This is a genomic window from Vibrio sp. ED002 (genome assembly GCF_023277445.1).
GTDB lineage: Bacteria > Pseudomonadota > Gammaproteobacteria > Enterobacterales > Vibrionaceae > Vibrio > Vibrio jasicida.
This window is the reverse complement of the sequence record NZ_CP080238.1, coordinates 3012223-3032138: the sequence shown is the minus strand read 5'-3', so window position 1 is coordinate 3032138 and position 19916 is coordinate 3012223. Positions and strand designations below refer to the sequence as shown.

The 19916-nt window shown below is 45.1% G+C and carries 17 protein-coding genes; 9 read left to right on the top strand and 8 right to left on the bottom strand.

Features of this window, described 5'->3' with window-relative positions:
• Positions 1-42: 42 nt before the first annotated feature.
• Positions 43-2433, bottom strand: coding sequence for a penicillin-binding protein 1B (gene mrcB / locus ITG12_RS14190; protein ID WP_038878924.1), 2391 nt, complete (start codon positions 2431-2433; stop codon positions 43-45).
• Positions 2426-4894: an ATP-dependent helicase HrpB gene (hrpB, locus tag ITG12_RS14185; RefSeq protein WP_248873156.1), complete on the bottom strand. Its 2469-nt coding sequence runs from the start codon at positions 4892-4894 to the stop codon at positions 2426-2428. Before hrpB ends, mrcB begins: the two co-directional genes overlap by 8 nt.
• A gap of 67 nt (positions 4895-4961) precedes the next feature.
• Between hrpB and sfsA the strand changes: the two genes are divergently transcribed.
• The 7 genes from sfsA to panC all read left to right on the top strand — a co-directional run bounded on the left by sfsA (position 4962) and on the right by panC (position 10897).
• Entirely contained in the window at positions 4962-5678 is a 717-nt protein-coding gene (gene sfsA, locus ITG12_RS14180; RefSeq protein ID WP_038870521.1) for a DNA/RNA nuclease SfsA, read from the top strand.
• Positions 5679-5814: 136 nt separating this feature from the next.
• Positions 5815-6261 (top strand): RNA polymerase-binding protein DksA, encoded by a 447-nt coding sequence (gene dksA, locus ITG12_RS14175; RefSeq protein ID WP_010450149.1) that lies wholly within the window; start codon positions 5815-5817, stop codon positions 6259-6261.
• Positions 6262-6349: 88 nt separating this feature from the next.
• Positions 6350-7213, top strand: a complete 864-nt coding sequence (gene gluQRS / locus ITG12_RS14170; protein ID WP_038878922.1) for a tRNA glutamyl-Q(34) synthetase GluQRS — start codon at positions 6350-6352, stop codon at positions 7211-7213.
• A 101-nt stretch (positions 7214-7314) separates the two neighbouring features.
• A complete protein-coding gene (pcnB, locus tag ITG12_RS14165) occupies positions 7315-8682 on the top strand; it encodes a polynucleotide adenylyltransferase PcnB (protein WP_038870516.1) in 1368 nt (455 codons plus the stop codon).
• The gene (gene folK / locus ITG12_RS14160) at positions 8679-9164 is read left to right on the top strand and encodes a 2-amino-4-hydroxy-6-hydroxymethyldihydropteridine diphosphokinase (RefSeq protein ID WP_038870514.1); all 486 of its coding nucleotides are present in this window, start codon (positions 8679-8681) and stop codon (positions 9162-9164) included. The genes pcnB and folK overlap by 4 nt, the downstream gene beginning before the upstream one ends.
• A gap of 24 nt (positions 9165-9188) precedes the next feature.
• A complete protein-coding gene (gene panB, locus ITG12_RS14155; protein WP_038878919.1) occupies positions 9189-9983 on the top strand; it encodes a 3-methyl-2-oxobutanoate hydroxymethyltransferase in 795 nt (264 codons plus the stop codon).
• An 11-nt stretch (positions 9984-9994) separates the two neighbouring features.
• Complete coding sequence (gene panC, locus ITG12_RS14150; protein ID WP_248873155.1) at positions 9995-10897, top strand: pantoate--beta-alanine ligase; 903 nt, start codon at positions 9995-9997, stop codon at positions 10895-10897.
• Between the two features lie 54 nt (positions 10898-10951).
• Here panC and ITG12_RS14145 read toward each other — a convergent pair whose 3' ends face one another.
• From ITG12_RS14145 to ITG12_RS14130, 4 genes are all read right to left on the bottom strand, one after another.
• Complete coding sequence (locus tag ITG12_RS14145; protein ID WP_038878915.1) at positions 10952-11881, bottom strand: Kdo(2)-lipid IV(A) acyltransferase; 930 nt, start codon at positions 11879-11881, stop codon at positions 10952-10954.
• A 143-nt stretch (positions 11882-12024) separates the two neighbouring features.
• On the bottom strand, positions 12025-12795 hold the full coding sequence (locus ITG12_RS14140) for an ABC transporter permease (protein WP_038870509.1): 771 nt from the start codon (positions 12793-12795) through the stop codon (positions 12025-12027).
• Positions 12795-13712: an ABC transporter ATP-binding protein gene (locus tag ITG12_RS14135; RefSeq protein ID WP_038879226.1), complete on the bottom strand. Its 918-nt coding sequence runs from the start codon at positions 13710-13712 to the stop codon at positions 12795-12797. The genes ITG12_RS14140 and ITG12_RS14135 overlap by 1 nt, the downstream gene beginning before the upstream one ends.
• A gap of 253 nt (positions 13713-13965) precedes the next feature.
• Complete coding sequence (locus ITG12_RS14130) at positions 13966-15636, bottom strand: SulP family inorganic anion transporter (RefSeq protein WP_038870506.1); 1671 nt, start codon at positions 15634-15636, stop codon at positions 13966-13968.
• Positions 15637-15917: 281 nt separating this feature from the next.
• Here ITG12_RS14130 and can point away from each other — a divergent pair, with 281 nt between their 5' ends.
• The gene (gene can / locus ITG12_RS14125; protein WP_038870504.1) at positions 15918-16589 is read left to right on the top strand and encodes a carbonate dehydratase; all 672 of its coding nucleotides are present in this window, start codon (positions 15918-15920) and stop codon (positions 16587-16589) included.
• An 87-nt stretch (positions 16590-16676) separates the two neighbouring features.
• Here the strand turns inward: can and hpt are convergent, their stop codons facing one another.
• Positions 16677-17207 (bottom strand): hypoxanthine phosphoribosyltransferase, encoded by a 531-nt coding sequence (gene hpt, locus ITG12_RS14120; protein WP_038870502.1) that lies wholly within the window; start codon positions 17205-17207, stop codon positions 16677-16679.
• Positions 17208-17527: 320 nt separating this feature from the next.
• Between hpt and opaR the strand changes: the two genes are divergently transcribed.
• Entirely contained in the window at positions 17528-18145 is a 618-nt protein-coding gene (gene opaR / locus ITG12_RS14115) for a transcriptional regulator OpaR (protein WP_038870500.1), read from the top strand.
• A 291-nt stretch (positions 18146-18436) separates the two neighbouring features.
• Here opaR and lpdA read toward each other — a convergent pair whose 3' ends face one another.
• A complete protein-coding gene (gene lpdA, locus ITG12_RS14110) occupies positions 18437-19867 on the bottom strand; it encodes a dihydrolipoyl dehydrogenase (RefSeq protein ID WP_038878912.1) in 1431 nt (476 codons plus the stop codon).
• Between the last annotated feature and the right edge of the window lie 49 nt (positions 19868-19916).

Below are 19916 nucleotides of genomic sequence, written 5' to 3'. Positions count from 1 at the left end.
ATCGACCAATGAAACAAGTCAGTGATAGCGTTTTTGGTAGCCTTACCAATCAAATAAATTATTCAACCAGTTCGATTTTTTCTCGCACTGCTGTTTTATTTGGCCTGTTTTATCCCACACTGGCAACTTATATTCGCTACGACAGTTCAGTTCCAACGCACCATTCGCCGCTTTTTGGAAACCCAATGTCGTCACTTCTTTTGGCCATGGCAATTCCAGTCGCTCAGGGATACGTTGCTGCAAATATTCGGCGTAAACACGCAGAGCACCGCTTGAACCCGTCAACTTGGTAGATTTATTATCATCGCGCCCCAGCCAAACGGTTGTCACTTCCCGGCCATCAACACCGACAAACCAACTATCACGGCTATCATTACTGGTGCCCGTTTTACCTGCTAACGCCGCCCATGAGAATTGGCTTTGTAAGAAACGGCCAGTTCCTTGTGCAACACCTTGCTTCATTGCGTATGTAGTTAGCCATGCCGCTTGCTGATCAACAGCCTGAGCTGAACGAGGCAGTGATTGATAAATCACATTACCATCCATATCGATAACCGAACGCAATGCTGACAGTTTCGCGCGTTTACCCGAGTTTGTTACCGTCTGGTACATCTGTGCGACTTCAAATGGCGTCAGAGAGAAAGAACCTAAGAACATAGAAGGCACTGGGCGGATCTCATTTTTATCAACGCCGAGACGTTCTAGCGTATCAGAAACCTCAGGAATACCGAGTTCCATCCCCAAACGAACGGTTGGCACATTAAGAGATTTCGCTAGCGCTAGGTATAGAGGCACATCACCACGGAATTTACGGTCGAAATTACGTGGTGACCAAACGCTACCCTTACTGCCTTTCAAACTTAACGGCGTATCGTGAAGCGTGGTAGCGAGGTTGTATTTCTCTGGTTGCTCTAATGCCGTCAAGTAAATTGCAGGCTTCACTAACGAACCAATTGGACGACTCGCATTCAATGCTCGGTTAAAGCCCTCGTAGCCGACACGCTTACCACCAACCATGGCACGAATCTCGCCACTATGACGGTCAACCGCAACTGCTGCAGCTTCAAGTTCTTTACCTGCTCGCTTAGCCAACTCAGGTACCTTTTTCGCAATCGCTTGTTCTAGCTTACTTTGCGAAACAGGATCGAGAGACGTAAACAAACGTAACCCCGTTTCAGCTTTGAAGTTATCACCCACTTTTTCTTTCAGCTCAATATTCAGTTGCTGGAAATAAGCGGGCTGACGGCTTGCTATACGAGGTTTACTTTGCGTATCTAACGGACGATTGACTGCTTGTTCATACTGTTCAGAAGTCAGCATGTCTTGTTGCATCAAGAGGCGTAAAACTAGATCACGACGTGTTTTCGTGCGCTCAGGGTAACGAATTGGATTGTAGTAAGATGGCCCTTTAACCATACCCACCAGCATCGCAAGTTGGTCGATACGAAGCTCCTGGATTGGTTGTCCAAAGTAGTATCGTGATGCCAAAGCAAAGCCATGAATCGCATCCCCGCCACTTTGACCGAGATAAACTTCGTTGAGGTAAGCCTCAAGAATTCGATCTTTGCTGTATCGATAATCCAAAATCAGTGCGATATACGCTTCACGAACTTTACGCCATAACGTTTTATCACGAGTTAAGAATAAGTTTTTTGCTAACTGCTGGGTCAGCGTACTGCCACCTTGTACGGTACGGCCTGCCTTGATGTTGGCAACAAGTGCACGACCAATCGCCAAAGGAGAGACTCCATCATGCTGGTAGAAATCACGATCTTCGGTCGCAAGAAGTGCATCGACAAGAATTTCAGGGAATTGATCACGACGTAGGAACAATCGTTGTTCGTTTTGATCTTTCTCCAGCATACCCAACATCTTAGGTTCAATACGCAAGTAACCTAAATCTCCTTTTGATTCGAGAGATTGAATGCGCGTTAAGCCGCTGCTTGAGAAATGCAACATCACGTGACGATCAGGCTCAGGGCCATCAGCAAATTCAAAAGGACGACGGATGAGCTCAATACGAGTGGAAGAGGAAGAGTATTCGCCAGGATAACGCGGTTGACTAACCTTACGGTAATTCAAAACATCTAGCTCGTTACGCATTTCTTTGATGGTTATGTTTTCACCCGGATTCAAATTGAGAATGCGAGCGTACACGACCGTTGGCAAATCAAATAACTGCCCATCGAAACGATCTTTCACCACACTATCTAAATAAATCCCGACGAAAAGCAATACTGCGGCCAACGCAATACCCGCCTTCCAACTGAATGACCAAATGATTTTAAGCCAAGACCGCTTGCCATTACTTGGCTTCTTCGATGGCGGTTTTCTCGGTCGCTTCGCACCGCTTTTCTTAGTGGCAGTCGTTTTACTTGACGTTGTTTTCTTCGCTGGTGCTCTTTTTGCACCGGGCTTTTTTGTATCAGTCATTATTCAATTGTCTTTTTGTTTTTGTTGTCGCTACATGAGTGGCAGGATCATCAGGCCAAACGTGTTTTGGATATCGGCCTTTCATCTCTTTTTGCACTTCTTTGTAGCTTCCTGCCCAAAAGGCAGCTAAATCCGTTGTCACCTGAAGAGGCCGTTGTGCTGGAGAAAGTAACTCTAACACCAATCGCTTGCGACCTTGTGCCACCGTTGGAGAAGTGCTCTCTCCAAACACTTCTTGCATACGCACTGACAGCACAGGCTCATGACCAAATTGGTAACGAATGCGCTTTTTCGAACCTGTTGGTAAGCGATAATCTTCTGGCAACCACTCATCAATCTGTTGATTCAACGGCCAACCTAATCGAGCGTTCAACGCTTCCACTAGGTTCACTTTCGCCAAATTTTTCGCCGATGAAACCGTGCTCATGTACGGCTCTAGCCACTCTTCTAGGCCATTAAGCAAACTGGTCTCATCAAAACTTGGCCAAGCTTGCTCAGGTAACCATTCCACTGCGCAGCGAATACGTTCTAACAAATTTTCCGCTGCCGACGTCCAGTTTAGACTCTGTAAGCCCTGACGGCGGACATAAGTGAGTAAAGCTTGTGTCATTTTTTCTTTACCCGGACTCGGCAAGGCTTCACGCTTAATCACCAGTTGACCAAGTTTGATTTGGCGTTCGGCAATCAAACGGCCTTTTTTCTCATCCCAATCAACCAGCTCAGCCGTCGTGAAAAGGTGCTCGAACGTTTCTTGTAATGCGTTGATATCTAAGTCACAAGCTAGGTTAATTTGGCTTGAGTTAGAATGCGAGCGCATCAAATCAATCGCAACTAAGTAATCACAACCACCGAGTGTCTCTTCTGGTCGACACTCAGCACCATGCCCGTTCGACAAAGTAAAACGACCATATTGGTTAACACGCTGCTGCGCAATGCGATCGGGGAAAGCTAAGCTCAATACTAACGCTAGCACTCGCTCATCAACATCAGGTAGGCTGAATACTGTATCCAGTTTGTGCGCCAGCGCTTGAGATCGCTTGTGCAATATAGCTTTCTTTGCATGTGTACCACTTACCCAGCGATGTAGGCTATGCGCGATGTTAGTCACATTGCGCTCGGGCTCTTCAATTAGGGCGACCGCAGCCAAAGCGGTATTTAGCATTTTTTCACTGCACTGCTGTGCTTGAATCAGCATTGCTGCTGAGCGCGGCTCTACACCAAGAGCGTGGGCCGTTTTACCTGCAGAAGTGAGTTGGCCTTGCTCGGTAAGTAACCCTAAAGAAATCAACAGCTGTTTAGCCTGAGCAAGCGATGCTGAAGAAGGAATATTCAACCATTTAAGTTCTGCGATATCCCCTGCTCCCCAGAATGATAGTTCCATGACCAAGCTTGCTAAATCTGAGTGCAGGATTTCTGGTTGGGGAACTTGCGGTTGCTGCTTGAATTGGCTTTCCGAATACAATCGGACGCAAATGCCCTCTTCAATACGCCCTGCACGACCAGCACGTTGAATCGCAGACGATTGTGCCACTCGCACTTGCTCCAAGCGCGTAAGTCCATTCTTCAAATCAAAACGCGCCACACGTTCTAATCCAGAATCGACGACCAATCGAATGCCTTCAATGGTCAAAGAAGTTTCAGCAATGTTAGTCGCGAGCACGACTTTGCGTTTACCTCCAGAAGCGGGAGCAATGGCTTTTTGTTGCTCGGCAAAGCTCAATTGACCATATAAAGGGCAAACTTCCACAGAATTAGGAAGATGTGACAGACGTTCCGCGACCTGCTTAATTGCCCCAACGCCGGGCAGAAAAGCGAGCAACGACCCTGTTTCTTTCTGAATTAGACTTTCAATCGTCCTTGCCATTGATGTGGGCAAATGATCATTTGTACCCAGAGGTAAATAACGTGTTTCCACCTCAAAACTTCGCCCTTCAGACTCAATATATTCAGCCTCTGGCAACAAGCTTTGTAAGGCATCTTGGTCAAGCGTAGCTGACATCACTACCAGCTTGAGGTCGTCTCTCAACGCTTCTTGAACCTCTAAACTAAAGGCCAATGCCGTATCAGCATGAATACTTCGCTCATGAAACTCATCAAAGATCAGCAGGTCGATGCCATCTAACTCTGGGTCATTTTGGATCATCCGAGTCATGATCCCTTCCGTTACAATTTCAAGTTGCGTATTTTTACTTACCTTCGTCTCACCACGTACACGATAACCAACTCGATCTCCAACTTGTTCCCCCAACTGCTGTGCTAGATAACGCGCAATATTACGAGCCGCTAAACGTCTTGGTTCTAGCATGATGATTTTGCCCGTGACGGTTTGGCTTTGAAGAAGCTTTAGAGGAAAGAATGTCGACTTACCGGCACCCGGCGCAGCTTTTAAGATCACTTGATGTTGATGATTAACCGCAGCAAGTAATTGCGGCATCACGGCTTCAATCGGCAATTGTGACAAAGGAAATACCTTGTGTTGTAATGTTGGCAACATTGTACATAAAAACAGTCCCCCCTAAAGAAGCAAAATGCATTTCGAACCTACTCTAGAGTCAGCGACTCTGCTCAAACGCTACAAACGCTTTCTTGCCGATATCGAATTGGATAACGGCGAAGTTCGCACTATCCACTGTGCCAATACTGGTGCAATGACAGGCTGCGCCACACCAGGCAACAAAGTTTGGTACTCCACTTCTGATAACCCTAAGCGCAAATATCCCAATAGTTGGGAGCTCAGTGAAACACAACAGGGCCATAAAATCTGTATTAACACCGCTCGAGCTAACCAACTTGCCGTAGAAGCAATTGAAAATAATGTCATTTCAGAACTGTGTGGGTATGACAAACTTCAAACTGAAGTGAAATATGGCAATGAAAATAGTCGAATTGATATCTTGCTCAGCGCAAGTGACAAATCAAAGTGTTATATAGAAGTGAAAAGCGTCACGCTGTTGGATGAAGAAAGCGCATCCGGCCAAGGCTATTTCCCTGATGCCGTGACTACTCGAGGACAAAAGCACCTGCGAGAGCTCACAGAAATGGCACAAACTGGAAGTAGAGCCATACTTTTATTCACTGTTTTACATTCAGGTATTGAAAAAGTATCTGCGGCGCACCATATAGACGCGAAATATTCAACTTTACTAAAACAAGCACAAGACGCTGGAGTGGAAGTTCTCTGCTACAAAGCTGAACTGAGCAATACTGAAGTCAAGCTAATCTCTGCTATTGAATTTATCAATTAAGAGAAAAAATGATGTCATCTTCACAATGACGATAAGTTTGCAATTCAGTAATTGCCTGCACCGCCTCTTTTTGCTATAGATACCCGCCTTAAATTGACTGCAAAGCAGTTGACTAGGTGTAAGTAGGAGATGCTGTATGCCAGAATCAAAGAAGAAAACGATAGGCATCCTAGCCATTGCCGGTGTGGAGCCATATCAGGAAAAGCCTGGTGAAGAGTACATGTCACCAGAACAGGTTGAACACTTTACGAAAATCTTAACAGCTTGGCGTAATCAGCTCAGGGAAGAAGTCGATCGCACTGTACACCATATGCAGGACGAAGCAGCAAACTTCCCAGATCCAGTTGACCGTGCTTCTCAAGAGGAAGAGTTCAGCTTAGAACTGCGTAACCGTGACCGTGAGCGTCGCCTGATCAAGAAGATCGAAAAAACACTAGATAAAATCACTGAAGAAGATTTCGGCTTCTGTGAATCATGTGGTGTTGAAATTGGTGTTCGTCGCCTTGAAGCGCGTCCAACCGCAGACCTTTGTATCGACTGTAAAACACTTGCAGAGATCAAAGAGAAACAAATGCAAGGTTAATCAACCAAGCATGATGATTATTGAAAGGGAGCTCAGGCTCCCTTTTTGTTTTGGCTTAGCTTTATTAGAATAATTTCGAGATACACGCATGACACGCTATGTAGGTCGATTCGCACCATCCCCTTCTGGGCCATTACATTTTGGATCGTTAGTAGCTGCGCTCGGCAGCTACTTTCAAGCGAAAGCCAATCACGGAGATTGGTTGGTACGTATCGAAGACCTTGATCCACCCAGAGAAATGCCGGGAGCTTCTGACGAGATTCTAAGTGCACTACGCGCTTACCATTTGCACTGGGACGGCAACGTCGTATACCAAAGCGAACGTCATCACTTATACCAAACACAAATCGATGCTTGGTTAAAGAATGGCGACGCTTATTATTGCCAATGTACTCGCAAGCAAATTAAAGAACACGGCGGCTATTATCCGGGAACATGTCGAGATAAAGGCTTGAAAGAAGGCGCGATTCGCCTAAAAATGACCAAACCTATCGCTGATTTTCTCGATAAGAAACAAGGCACCATGACGATTCCAGAAGCTCTAGTAAATGAAGATTTCATTATTAAGCGTCGAGATGGATTATTTGCCTATAATCTTGCGGTAGTATTAGATGACATCGACCAAGGGGTTACCGAAGTCGTTCGTGGTGCGGATTTAATTGAGCCCACAGGTCGTCAAATCAGCTTATACCAAATACTTGGGCAACCAGAAGTAAGCTATTTACACTTACCGTTAGCGATGGATTCAAACGGTAATAAGCTGTCAAAACAAAACCATGCGACGGCTATTGATGTCGACAATCCGAAGCCAGCTCTGCTGCATGCCATGACATTTTTAGGCTTTGATATACCTGACGATGTAAAAGGCGCAAACCTTGAAGAAATACTGCGTTGGGGTTGCGAAAATTGGCACTTAGAACAGCTTCCAGCAGAGATCGAGATCACACCGTGATTCTCAAATGGCACTGCGTAGGCTATCATTAGCCGCAAAATTGGCCCTCGAGGCGTAGAAACTAACCAAAGCAAGATTGGATTAAACCCAGTTATTGCCAGATGCACATGAATACAAACGACTATACACCAAGCGAATCTGCCATGATCCCAGAACTCGCTCTTAATGTAATTACTCGTGAAGAGCACAACATCTCGCGTAAGCATATCAGTGACAATGCACTGAAAGTGCTATACCGACTGAACGGTGCCGGTTTCGATGCTTATCTTGTAGGTGGCGGGGTTCGAGACTTACTGCTTGGACAAAAACCAAAAGACTTTGATATTGCAACGAACGCGACACCAGAGCAGATCAAACAGTTATTTAGAAACTGCCGTTTGATCGGTCGTCGCTTCCGTCTCGCACACATTATGTTTGGTCGAGACATCATCGAAGTTGCAACGTTCCGTGGTCACCACCAAGAGCAACAGAACAAAAGTATCTCCCAGCAATCGAAAGAAGGGATGCTACTTCGCGACAACGTATACGGCACCGTAGATGAAGATGCCGAACGTCGCGACTTCACGATTAACTCGATGTACTACAACATCGCAGACTACTCAATTCACGATTATGCGCGTGGTATTGAAGATCTAGAAGATCGCCTTATTCGCCTGATTGGTGACCCAGAAACCCGTTACCGCGAAGACCCAGTACGTATGCTGCGTGCAGTTCGCTTTGCGGTGAAATTGGACTTCGATATCGAAGAAGATACCGCGGCACCAATCGAAGAGATGGCACCACTACTACGTGATATTCCATCGGCACGTCTGTTCGAGGAATCACTGAAACTGCTTCAGTCTGGGTATGGGCTAGAAACCTACCATTTATTGCGTGAATACAACTTATTCCAACAGTTGTTCCCTGCAATTTCAGAGCACTTCACTGAAGATTATGAATCTCACACTGAGCAAATGCTTGATTTAGTGTTAGATTCAACCGATATGCGCATCGAAGAAGGTAAGCGTATTAACCCTGCCTTTATGTTTGCTGCAATGCTGTGGTACCCACTGTGTGCAATGGCAGACAAACTCATGGAACAGCGTAATCTGTGCCATTACGATGCCATCATGGAAGCAAGCAACATCATTCTTGATGACCAAGTACGTTCAATCGCCATTCCGCGCCGTCATACCGCGACCATACGCGAGATTTGGCAGCTGCAATTACGTCTTCCACGTCGCAATGGTAAACGTGCTTTCCGCCTGATGGAGCTCAATAAATTTAGAGCTGGCTTTGATTTTCTTGAAATGCGCGGTGAAATTGAAGGCGGCGACACTCAGAAGCTTGCTAAGTGGTGGGAAACTTTCCAAAATGCTGGCCGAGAAATGCGCCAAGCCATGGCTGCAGACCTAGATGGCCAAGCACCAAAAACAGGCCAACGACGTCGTAAAACCTATCGCAAGAAAAAGAGTAAACCAAACTCATGATCACAGCGTACATTGCGGTAGGCAGTAACTTGGCTGATCCCGTCAGCCAAGCTAAATTAGCGATTGAAGCACTGAAGACCCTGCCTAAAACAGAGTTTATTCAAGCTTCTTCGCTATACAGCAGCACACCAATGGGTCCGCAAAACCAGCCGGATTACATCAATGCGGTTGTGGCAATTAAAACCAATTTGACGCCACTTGAACTGCTCGATTGCACCCAAGCAATAGAGCAAGAGCAAGGGCGTGTCCGTAAAGACGAGCGTTGGGGACCAAGAACCTTGGATCTCGACATCGTGTTATACGGCAATGAGGTGATTGATTCCGAAAGACTGACAGTTCCACATTATGGAATGAGAGAGCGCGAGTTCGTACTCTACCCTCTTGCGGAAATTGCACCAAGTTTACAACTCCCAGACGGGATCGAGGTGTCGTCACTACTTGAAAAAGTAGATCGCAACGGCCTCAATATTTGGCAGTCATAGCCAACTCCTAGTGAGGATAAAACAATGAAAAAAATGACCATTAACGACCTGATTAAGTGGAAGCAAGAAGGTCGTAAATTTGCTACTTCAACTGCATACGATGCAAGCTTTGCCCAACTTTTCGAAAGCCAAGAAATGCCAGTTTTACTGGTAGGTGACTCTCTAGGCATGGTTCTGCAAGGTAAGACTGACACGTTACCTGTTACTGTTGAAGATATTGCTTATCACACTCGCTGTGTACGCGCTGGTAGCCCGAATTGTCTTTTGATGGCTGATATGCCATTCATGAGCTACGCAACGCCAGAGCAAGCGTGTGAGAACGCAGCAGTACTCATGCGTGCTGGCGCAAATATGGTAAAAATTGAAGGCGGCGACTGGTTAGTAGATACCGTAAAAATGCTAACGGAACGCGCGGTACCAGTCTGTGCACACTTGGGCCTAACACCACAATCTGTAAACATCTTTGGTGGTTACAAAGTGCAAGGTCGCGATCAAGAAAAAGCCGATCGTATGGTAAAAGATGCATTAGCACTGCAAGAAGCCGGCGCTCAAATTGTTTTACTCGAGTGTGTTCCAGCTGAATTGGCAGCTCGTATTACTCAAGTACTTGATGTACCAGTAATTGGCATCGGTGCAGGTAACGTAACGGACGGTCAAATCCTAGTTATGCACGATATGTTCGGAATTTCGGCGAACTACATGCCAAAGTTCTCAAAAAACTTCCTTGCTGAAACAGGCGATATGCGTACAGCTGTGGCAAAATACATGGAAGACGTTGAAAGCGCAGTGTTCCCAGACGACGCTCATACTATTGCCTAGAGGATAAATGCATGCACACTTTTGCAGAAATCTCAGCCATTCGTGAACAGATCAAGACGTTCAAACGTGAAGGTCGTAAAGTTGCGTTTGTCCCAACCATGGGCAACCTACACGAAGGCCATCTAACACTGGTTCGTAAAGCACGCGAGTACGCCGATGTCGTTGTGGTAAGCATCTTTGTCAACCCGATGCAGTTTGAACGTGCAGACGATTTAAATAACTACCCTCGTACACTTGAAGAAGATCTTAGCAAGCTAAGCGGCGAAGGCGTCGAGTTGGTATTCACACCGACACCAGAGACCATTTACCCTGAAGGCTTAGATAAACAGACTTTTGTCGATGTGCCTAGGCTTTCTACGATTCTTGAAGGCGCTTCTCGTCCGGGCCATTTCCGTGGCGTGACGACTATCGTAAATAAGTTATTCAACATCGTTCAACCTGATGTAGCTTGCTTTGGTGAGAAAGATTTCCAACAGCTTGCTGTTATTCGTAAGATGGTTGATGATCTAGCAATGGACATCGAAATCGTAGGTGTCGCAACCGTTCGTGAAATGGACGGCCTTGCAATGAGCTCTCGCAATGGCCTGCTAACGATTGATGAGCGTCAACGCGCACCTGTTTTAGCACGTACTATGCGCTGGATCAGTAGCGCGATGCGTGGTGGTCGTGACGATTACGCTTCAGTGATTGAAGATGCGAATGATCAATTACGCGCTGCCGGTTTGCAGCCAGATGAAATCTTCATTCGTGATGCTCGCACACTTCAAGCAATCACAACAGAGACCACTCAAGCCGTGATCCTGATGTCTGCCTTCTTAGGTAAAGCACGCCTCATCGACAACCAAACTGTTGATATGGCGGTAGAAGCTAAAGAAGAAGAATCTAGCGAAGCGAATTCAGCAAACGCTGAATAAACGAAATTCGCAAATAAAAAGGTCAGCACTAAGCCGACCTTTTTTGTATCCCTCTTACGCATAAACGCCACTCAAACCTTCCGGACGAGTTTTAAACCGCTTATGCAGCCACATCCAAGCTGGCACGTCTCTTCTTATCATGCCTTCAAGTTCTTGATTTAAGATACTTGCCGCTTTGACTGGATTACGGCGCTCGAAACGTCCACTGAGATCTTCACCAATATAGAGCGTGTAGTGAGAATGTTCACTGACCGTAACCCCTGACATCACTGCACATTTTGTCGCATCAATAAGCACACTCGATCCTGCAGTACTCGCGGCTTGCTCAACAGCGAAAAACGGGGCGAAGACCGAATTTTTAACTCCGTAATCATGGTCAGGTAAATACCACAGTCGCTGACCGTTTTTCAGCACTTTAAGCATTGATTTAACGTCTTTCCGATCAATCATTTGATGGCCGCAACGCGTGCGTCCTCGATGCTGAACAAACTCATAAACAGGGTTTGAATTCGGTCGATAAACACCATAGCCTTTGGCAAATTGACTAAAAATACGCGCCGTCATTTCCAAATTTAGGTGATGACTGCAAACCACCAGTACACCACGCCCATTTTTCTCTTGTTCCAGTAAACGCTCTTTTCCAACCACTTTGGCTAGACGCTTCACTCGCCACTCAGGCCAAAACCAAGCCATTCCGGTCTCGATCAGCGCCATCCCTGTGTATTTAAAGTTTGTCTTTACCAGTTCATCGCATTCTTGAGCGCTGTATTCGGGAAAGCAGAGTTTTAAATTTTGCTTTGCAATGCCTTTACGGCGCTTCATGGCCAGCATCGCAAGCGAACCAATGCCCCTACCTAACAAACGTAAGGCTGAGTATGGAAGCAGATTGACAATCAGCGCCAACAGACCAAAGGCGAACCAAACAGACCAATATTTAGGAACAAGCAATTTAAAAGAGAAAGATGGAGAGGGGACAATATTCATGGCTTCACTCATTTACAGCAAATGCATTTACAACAAATGAATCAAACCTAGCATGTTAAAAGTCGAAAAATTGTATGGGAATGTATTGGTGTGCATTAAGAAAGGGCAGCTCTCATGGCTGCCCTTTGAATGTGTTGTTAAGGTTAACTTCTTAACCCAATCCCCTTAGTCACTAGATAGTGAGCCACAGCGTAGAGCGCAACCACAAAGACGATCAATACGCTAAACGACGTAACGATACCCACATCAGACACACCAAGGAAACCATAACGGAAAGCGTTCACCATGTAGACGATTGGATTCAGCTTAGACACCCCTTGCCAAAATTCAGGTAATAGACTGATGGAGTAAAACACACCGCCAAGATAAGTCAGCGGAGTCAGAACGAACGTAGGGATAATCGAGATATCATCAAACGTTTTCGCATAAACCGCATTAATTAAGCCACCAAGTGAAAATACCACTGACGTCATAAAGACGGTCGCAATGATGATGCCCCAGTGATCGACTTGCAAATCAACAAAGAAGAGCGAAACAAACGTGACAATCGTTCCGACTAATAGGCCACGTACGACGCCGCCCATCACAAAGCCGAGAATGATGATGTAGTTCGGCACTGGCGCCACTAACAATTCCTCGATGTTTCTTTGGAATTTGGAACTAAAGAAAGAGGAAGCCACATTCGAGTATGAGTTCGTGATCACCGACATCATGATCAAACCCGGAACAATGTATTCCATATAACTAAAGCCGTTCATGTCACCGATGCGAGAGCCAATCAAGTTACCGAAAATAATGAAATACAACGTCATCGTAATCGCAGGTGGTACCAAAGTTTGCACCCAAATACGCGTAAAACGGTTCACTTCTTTTGTAACTAGGCTACAAAAAGCCGTCCAATACAATTGGTACATTATTGGTTACCTCCACGTACGATACTGACAAACAGCTCTTCCAAACGGTTCGCTTTGTTGCGCATAGACAGCACTTTTACGCCTAGATCAGATAATTGGTTAAACACCGAGTTCAACCCTTGGCTCTTATCTAATTCGATTTCCAATGAACCATTGACCATCGATTGGCTACTTACCCCTTGAAGTGCTGGCACTTCACCGTCGAACTCAATATCTAGGATAAAAGTTTCTACCGTCAATTTACCCAACAACGCCTTCATGGTCGTATTTTCAATCAGTTCACCTTTGTTAATGATACCGATATTACGACACAGCATTTCTGCTTCTTCCAAGTAATGCGTAGTCAATATGATGGTAATGCCCTGCTCTTGGTTGATCTCCTTTAAGAAGTCCCACATTGAACGACGCAGTTCAATATCCACCCCTGCAGTTGGTTCATCAAGGATCAGCAATTGAGGCTCGTGCATTAGAGCTCGCGCAATCATCAAACGACGCTTCATACCACCAGACAAGTTACGCGCACGTTCCTTACGTTTCTCCCATAAGTCGAGTTTGGTCAGGTACTTTTCCGCACGCTCTTTAGCTAGCGCTTTTGAAACCCCATAATAACCCGCTTGCTGCATGACAATCTGTTCAACAGTTTCAAATTGGTTGAAGTTGAATTCTTGAGGAACCAAACCTAGGTTTTGCTTCGCCAATTCAAGATGTGTATCAATGTCATACCCAAACACCTTGGTGGTGCCAGATGTCTTGTTGACTAAAGAAGAGATAATGCCAATGGTGGTTGATTTACCAGCCCCATTCGGCCCAAGAAGTGCGTAAAAGTCACCTTTCTTTACTTGTAAGCTGATGCCCTTCAACGCTTCAAATCCGCCCGCATAGGTCTTGCGAAGCTGTTCAATTTCTAATGCGTACATTGCGTAATACTTGCCATCTGTTGATGAATCGTGAATGCCAATACCAAATGGGGAAACTGCTGTCGGCGTCATAACCGACTATCGGTATTGCACTAAAGTTGAATTAGTTTATCGTTGAATAACGATGAATACAAATAAACCTTTCTATAAAATTAGAAATACCTATCTTTTATGATTCTTAATCACTCAATCTAAAAACAATAAAAAAGCGCTCCCAGAACCCCAGCAGCGCTTAGTTAAAAGAGACTGTTGATTAAAGCGTCAGCATTTGATGCTCATCAGTTTCAACATGCCTGATAGCCGCATTGAGCGCTTCATAGCGGAACTTGTATGTATTCGCATCCGGCACTAAATCAATCACATGGAATTTCTCTAGTTGCTCACGAGTACGTTGGTTAGGACACAACAAGTACACTTCACAGTTCGCGTCTAAAGCATCTTTAATGGCGTTTTCCAAAGCCAAGCCGACCGTCACATCAATCATAGGGACATCTGTTAAGTCGAGGATCATGACTTCATAGTCAGAAATGCTCGAGTGTTGACGAGAGATCGCTTTAGAAACACTAAAGATCATCGGACCGGACAGATAGAAGAACAACACTTTACCATTAGCTCTGTCCAACAAGCCTCTTTCGCTATCGGTCAGTGGTACATCGTCTTCATCAGCATCACTGATGGCTTTAACTTGGCGTGCTTGCTCACGACTCAAGCGTTCAATGATGATGATATTAGAAATAAATACCCCTAGCCCTACAGCCACAATCAAATCGACAAATACTGTCAGCAGCATGACGCCATACATGACCGCCATCCCCGGAAAGCTCACCTTATGGGCACGTTGGATAAAGCTCCAATCCAGAATATTAAAGCCAACATAAACCGCAATACCGGCTAATACAGCCATCGGAATGGGTTCAGTCAAACCGCTAGCGACCAACACCACCAGCGCGAGAATCAGCGCACGAATCACACCGGATAACGGTGAGCGAGCGCCAACTTGGATGTTGGTCACCGTTCCCATCGTCGCCCCCGCACCTGGCAGAGCGCCAAACAGCCCAGAAATCATGTTCGCCAAACCTTGGCCACGCAGTTCCTTGTCTGAATCATGCTCTTTACGCGTGAGTGAGTCACCAATAACCGCTGTCAATAAGGTATCAATACAACCTAACGTACCCAATACCAATGCATCGATGACCATTTCGGTAAACATCGCAGGATCGATATGTGGCACCACCAAAGAAGGTAAACCTGCTGGGATTTCACCAATTCGGCGAATATCATCGGCATCAAAGACAAGGACAGAAAGTAACGTTACCGCCACAAGAGCCACCAGCTGCGCTGGCACGTATCTGCGATATTGCTTAGGGAAGAAGAACAAAATACCCAACGTCAACAAACCTAAAAACAGTTCGCTGAACTTAAGATTAGAAATCGTATCTGGCAGAGCCGATAGTGTCCCTATCACACCGCCAGATGGCGCAGCATGGCCAAGTAAAGGCGACAACTGCAAGATAATGAGAATAACACCAATACCCGACATAAAGCCGGAGATAACACTGTATGGCATTAACGTTACGTATTTACCAAGCTTTAATGTACCGAGCACAATTTGGAACGCGCCCGCCATCATCACCACGGTAAAGGTCATGGCCATGCCCGTTTCTGGGTATTTGGCCATCATACTGGTTAATACCGCTGTCATGATCACCGTCATGGGACCGGTTGGCTCAGAAATAAGTGTATTGGAACCACCAAACAGTGAAGCAAATAACCCCACCATGATCGCGCCCCATAAACCAGCTTCTGCACCAGCTCCTGAAGCCACACCAAATGCTAATGCGAGAGGAAGTGAAATGATGGCCGTTGTGACACCACCAAACAGATCCCCTTTGAGGTTGATATCCTTAAAGCGACTACCGAACACGAATTTGCTCCCTGCATTAAAAAGACAAAATGCCATCAATCTAACAAATATTTCGCTAAAGAAATAAACGAAAAAAAGCCACGACCAAATTGGGCTTATTTGCTTACTGAATGATGGCTGCATATTTTATGATTTTCACAGCAAGAACTAGTCAGATGAGTCATCTTGAATGAATATTTAACGGGATCGAAATTGTAACATTGTGTATAGTTACAGCGCTGATCGCTTAGTAAGCACTAGGGAGTGGTTGGTTTTTTTAATTTTAGGGAAGTAGATGTCAGATGCCGGAAATTAAACAATTATTCGAAAATAACTCGAAATGGTCAGAAGAAATAAAATCTGATCGTCCAGAATATTTCGCAAAACTAGCGGAAGGTCAGAAACCAGACTTTCTTTGGATTGGTTGTTCAGACAGTCGCGTTCCAGCAGAGCGACTAACGGGACTTTTCTCAGGCGAGTTATTTGTTCACCGAAACGTTGCTAACCAGGTCATCCACACCGACCTAAACTGCCTCTCTGTCGTGCAATACGCCGTTGACGTACTCAAAGTAAAGCACATCATCGTTTGTGGTCATTATGGTTGTGGTGGCGTGAATGCCGCAATTGATAACCCTCAACTCGGCCTTATCAACAACTGGTTACTTCACATCCGTGACCTTTACTTTAAGCACCGCGCTTACCTTGACCAAATGCCTCTTGACGATCGCGCCGATAAACTAGGTGAAATCAACGTAGCCGAGCAAGTATATAACTTGGGTAACTCAACCATCATGCAAAACGCATGGGAACGCGGTCAGGATGTTGAAATTCATGGAGTGGTGTACGGCATTGAAGATGGTCGTCTTGAGTACTTAGGTATTCGTTCAAATTCAAAAGAGACCGTGGAAGCGTCTTACCAAAAAGCGCTCTCGACCATTCTTAACGATGACAACAAATTGTTATGTCGTGATTAATCGTCACAAATAAATCGTCAACAAGATAAATAAAAAACGCCCATTTCAGATGGGCGTTTTTTTTAATTCTAAAACTGGCGACAGAAATTATTCCTGCGGAACCACTTTACCAATAAATGGTAGGTGACGATATTTCTGAGCGTAATCAATACCAACACCAACAACAAACTCATCTGGAATAGAGAAACCAGCCCAATCAACCGGAACTTCTACTTCACGGCGAGATGGCTTATCAAGCAGCGTACAGATAGCGATAGATTTTGGTTCACGTAGAGACAGGATTTCACTGATTTTGTTTAACGTGTTACCTGTATCAATGATGTCTTCTACGATCAGTACATCTTTGCCTTTAATGTCGTCATCAAGGTCTTTCAAGATACGTACATCACGTGAGCTTTCCATCGTGTTACCGTAGCTAGAAGCGGTCATAAAATCGACTTGGTGAGTCAGTTCGATAGCACGTGCTAAGTCAGCCATAAATACAAATGAACCACGTAGCAAACCAACCAATACCAGATCTTCACTGCCTTGGTAATGTTCTGTAATTTGCTTACCTAATTCACGAATTCGATCCTGAACTTCTTGCTCAGAAATCATCACTTCTATTGTATGTTTCATACTGTGCTCAATTTTCTTTGTGGGTTGAGGTTGGTCGTACGCAAACGATCACCTTATCTTGCGGCGTGTAGTGTAACACCCCACTCAGTAGGTGGAAAGTCGCATCCCATTCCATTGAATTCTTGGATGAAAGTCTTAGTTTTCGGATTTATCTAGTTGAATGAATCATCAATAATGACATTACTGTCTATAAATTGGGCATCAGATGTTGACCTTGCACATATGCACCATTACACTCATCAATGCTTTAAGCAACTATTAAAATAATCAATTAGGGGGTTACCCCCAAATAATATCAACTCAATGGCAAGGAAAAGAATATGGACTCAATAGCTAAGAGACCTCGCACTAGGCTTTCCCCTTTAAAACGTAAACAGCAACTAATGGAAATCGCTCTTGAAGTGTTTGCTCGTCGCGGCATTGGCCGTGGTGGTCACGCAGACATTGCTGAGATTGCACAAGTTTCTGTTGCAACAGTATTTAATTACTTCCCAACTCGTGAAGATTTGGTTGATGAAGTACTGAACCACGTTGTACGTCAGTTCTCAAACTTCCTATCGGATAACATCGACTTAGACCTTCACGCACGTGAAAACATCGCCAACATCACAAACGCAATGATCGAACTTGTTAGCCAAGATTGCCACTGGCTAAAAGTATGGTTCGAATGGAGCGCATCAACACGTGATGAAGTATGGCCATTGTTCGTGACAACTAACCGCACTAACCAACTGTTGGTGCAAAACATGTTCATTAAAGCAATTGAACGTGGGGAAGTTTGTGACCAACATGAACCGGAACACTTGGCGAATCTGTTCCACGGTATTTGTTACTCTATTTTCGTTCAAGCAAACCGCTCTAAGAGCGAAGCAGAGCTAACGAACCTAGTAAGCGCATATTTAGATATGCTATGCATCTACAACCGTGAACATCACTAAAAAATAATTAGGCTTAAAAAAGCAAAGGCTGATACTTAGGTATTGGCCTTTTTTCGTTTTCGGGAAACGGGAAATATTTTGTCTTTCTGGGAACAAACTCTGCCAACTCGGTTTAGATACAATTGCCTTCGATTAACCTTCCAACGAACACCTCTCGATTTTTAGAGCGAAGCGTTCGCGACTCTCGAAGCGCAGCGTTACATAGAACAGCCCGTTCTCGCCTCTCAAGCTCCGCGCACAAAAAAACCGCTGACGAATCAGCGGTTTTTATCATTCAGCATTCAAGAAAAATTATTTTTTCTTTTTAACTGCTTTTTTGTTTGGCAGGTCAGTGATTGAACCTTCAAATACTTCAGCAGCTAGACCCACAGACTCGTGTAGAGTTGGGTGAGCGTGGATAGTAAGTGCGATATCTTCCGCATCACAACCCATCTCGATCGCTAGGCCGATTTCACCAAGTAGTTCACCACCGTTAGTACCAACGATAGCACCACCGATTACGCGGTGAGTTTCTTTATCGAAGATTAGCTTAGTCATACCGTCTGCACAGTCAGACGCGATTGCACGACCTGATGCTGCCCATGGGAATGTCGCCACTTCGTAGTTGATGCCTTCTGATTTCGCTTCTTTCTCAGTCTTACCAACCCATGCCACTTCTGGCTCAGTGTAAGCGATTGAAGGAATAACTTTAGGATCGAAGTAGTGCTTCTTACCAGAGATAACTTCTGCGGCTACGTGGCCTTCATGCACACCTTTGTGAGCAAGCATTGGTTGACCAACAACGTCACCGATCGCGTGGATGTGAGGAACGTTAGTACGCATTTGCTTATCAACGTTGATAAAGCCGCGCTCGTCCACTTCAATACCTGCTTTTTCAGCATCGATAAGTGCACCGTTTGGTACACGACCGATAGCCACAAGAACTGCATCGTAACGCTCAGCTTCTGCTGGCGCTTTTTTGCCTTCCATTGAAACGTAGATACCGTCTTCTTTCGCTTCAACTGCGGTTACTTTAGTCTCAAGCATTAGCTTGAACTTGTCTTTAATACGCTTAGTGAAGACTTTAACGATGTCTTTATCCGCCGCTGGGATAACTTGGTCAAACATCTCTACTACATCTACTTTAGAACCTAGAGAGTGGTAAACCGTACCCATTTCTAGACCGATGATACCACCGCCCATGATAAGCAGTTTTTCTGGTACTTCTTTCAGCTCTAGCGCATCCGTTGAATCCCAAATACGTGGGTCTTCATGAGGGATGAATGGCAGTTTGATTGGACGAGAACCCGCAGCGATGATTGCGTTGTCGAAGTTAACTGTTGTTGCTTCACCTTCGCCTTCAACTAGGATGCTGTTAGGACCAGTGAACTTACCGAAACCGTTAACAACCGTTACGTTACGCATCTTAGCCATACCGCTAAGACCACCTGTCAGTTGGTTTACAACTTTCTCTTTCCAGATACGGATTTTGCTGATGTCTGTTTGTGGTTCGCCAAACACAACACCGTGCTCAGCCATCGCTTTCGCTTCTTCGATAACTTTTGAAACGTGAAGAAGTGCTTTAGATGGAATACAACCAACGTTTAGACATACACCGCCAAGAGTGCTGTAACGTTCAACTAGTACTGTTTCTAGACCTAAATCCGCACAACGGAATGCAGCTGAGTAACCAGCAGGACCAGAACCAAGTACAACAACTTGGGCTTTAATTTCTTTGCTCATTGTGACCTCTTGTAGTCATTATCCCTAACAGGCTGAGTAGATGTTCTTA

Excerpts from the sequence above, each read along its gene's own strand:
- mrcB (WP_038878924.1), bottom strand. The coding sequence starts at position 2,433 with ATGACTGATACAAAAAAGCCCGGTGCAAAAAGAGCACCAGCGAAGAAA.
- sfsA (WP_038870521.1), top strand. The coding sequence starts at position 4,962 with ATGCATTTCGAACCTACTCTAGAGTCAGCGACTCTGCTCAAACGCTAC.
- dksA (WP_010450149.1), top strand. The coding sequence starts at position 5,815 with ATGCCAGAATCAAAGAAGAAAACGATAGGCATCCTAGCCATTGCCGGT.
- gluQRS (WP_038878922.1), top strand. The coding sequence starts at position 6,350 with ATGACACGCTATGTAGGTCGATTCGCACCATCCCCTTCTGGGCCATTA.
- pcnB (WP_038870516.1), top strand. The coding sequence starts at position 7,315 with ATGCACATGAATACAAACGACTATACACCAAGCGAATCTGCCATGATC.
- folK (WP_038870514.1), top strand. The coding sequence starts at position 8,679 with ATGATCACAGCGTACATTGCGGTAGGCAGTAACTTGGCTGATCCCGTC.
- panB (WP_038878919.1), top strand. The coding sequence starts at position 9,189 with ATGAAAAAAATGACCATTAACGACCTGATTAAGTGGAAGCAAGAAGGT.
- panC (WP_248873155.1), top strand. The coding sequence starts at position 9,995 with ATGCACACTTTTGCAGAAATCTCAGCCATTCGTGAACAGATCAAGACG.
- ITG12_RS14145 (WP_038878915.1), bottom strand. The coding sequence starts at position 11,881 with ATGAATATTGTCCCCTCTCCATCTTTCTCTTTTAAATTGCTTGTTCCT.
- ITG12_RS14140 (WP_038870509.1), bottom strand. The coding sequence starts at position 12,795 with ATGTACCAATTGTATTGGACGGCTTTTTGTAGCCTAGTTACAAAAGAA.
- ITG12_RS14135 (WP_038879226.1), bottom strand. The coding sequence starts at position 13,712 with ATGTACGCATTAGAAATTGAACAGCTTCGCAAGACCTATGCGGGCGGA.
- can (WP_038870504.1), top strand. The coding sequence starts at position 15,918 with ATGCCGGAAATTAAACAATTATTCGAAAATAACTCGAAATGGTCAGAA.
- hpt (WP_038870502.1), bottom strand. The coding sequence starts at position 17,207 with ATGAAACATACAATAGAAGTGATGATTTCTGAGCAAGAAGTTCAGGAT.
- opaR (WP_038870500.1), top strand. The coding sequence starts at position 17,528 with ATGGACTCAATAGCTAAGAGACCTCGCACTAGGCTTTCCCCTTTAAAA.
- lpdA (WP_038878912.1), bottom strand. The coding sequence starts at position 19,867 with ATGAGCAAAGAAATTAAAGCCCAAGTTGTTGTACTTGGTTCTGGTCCT.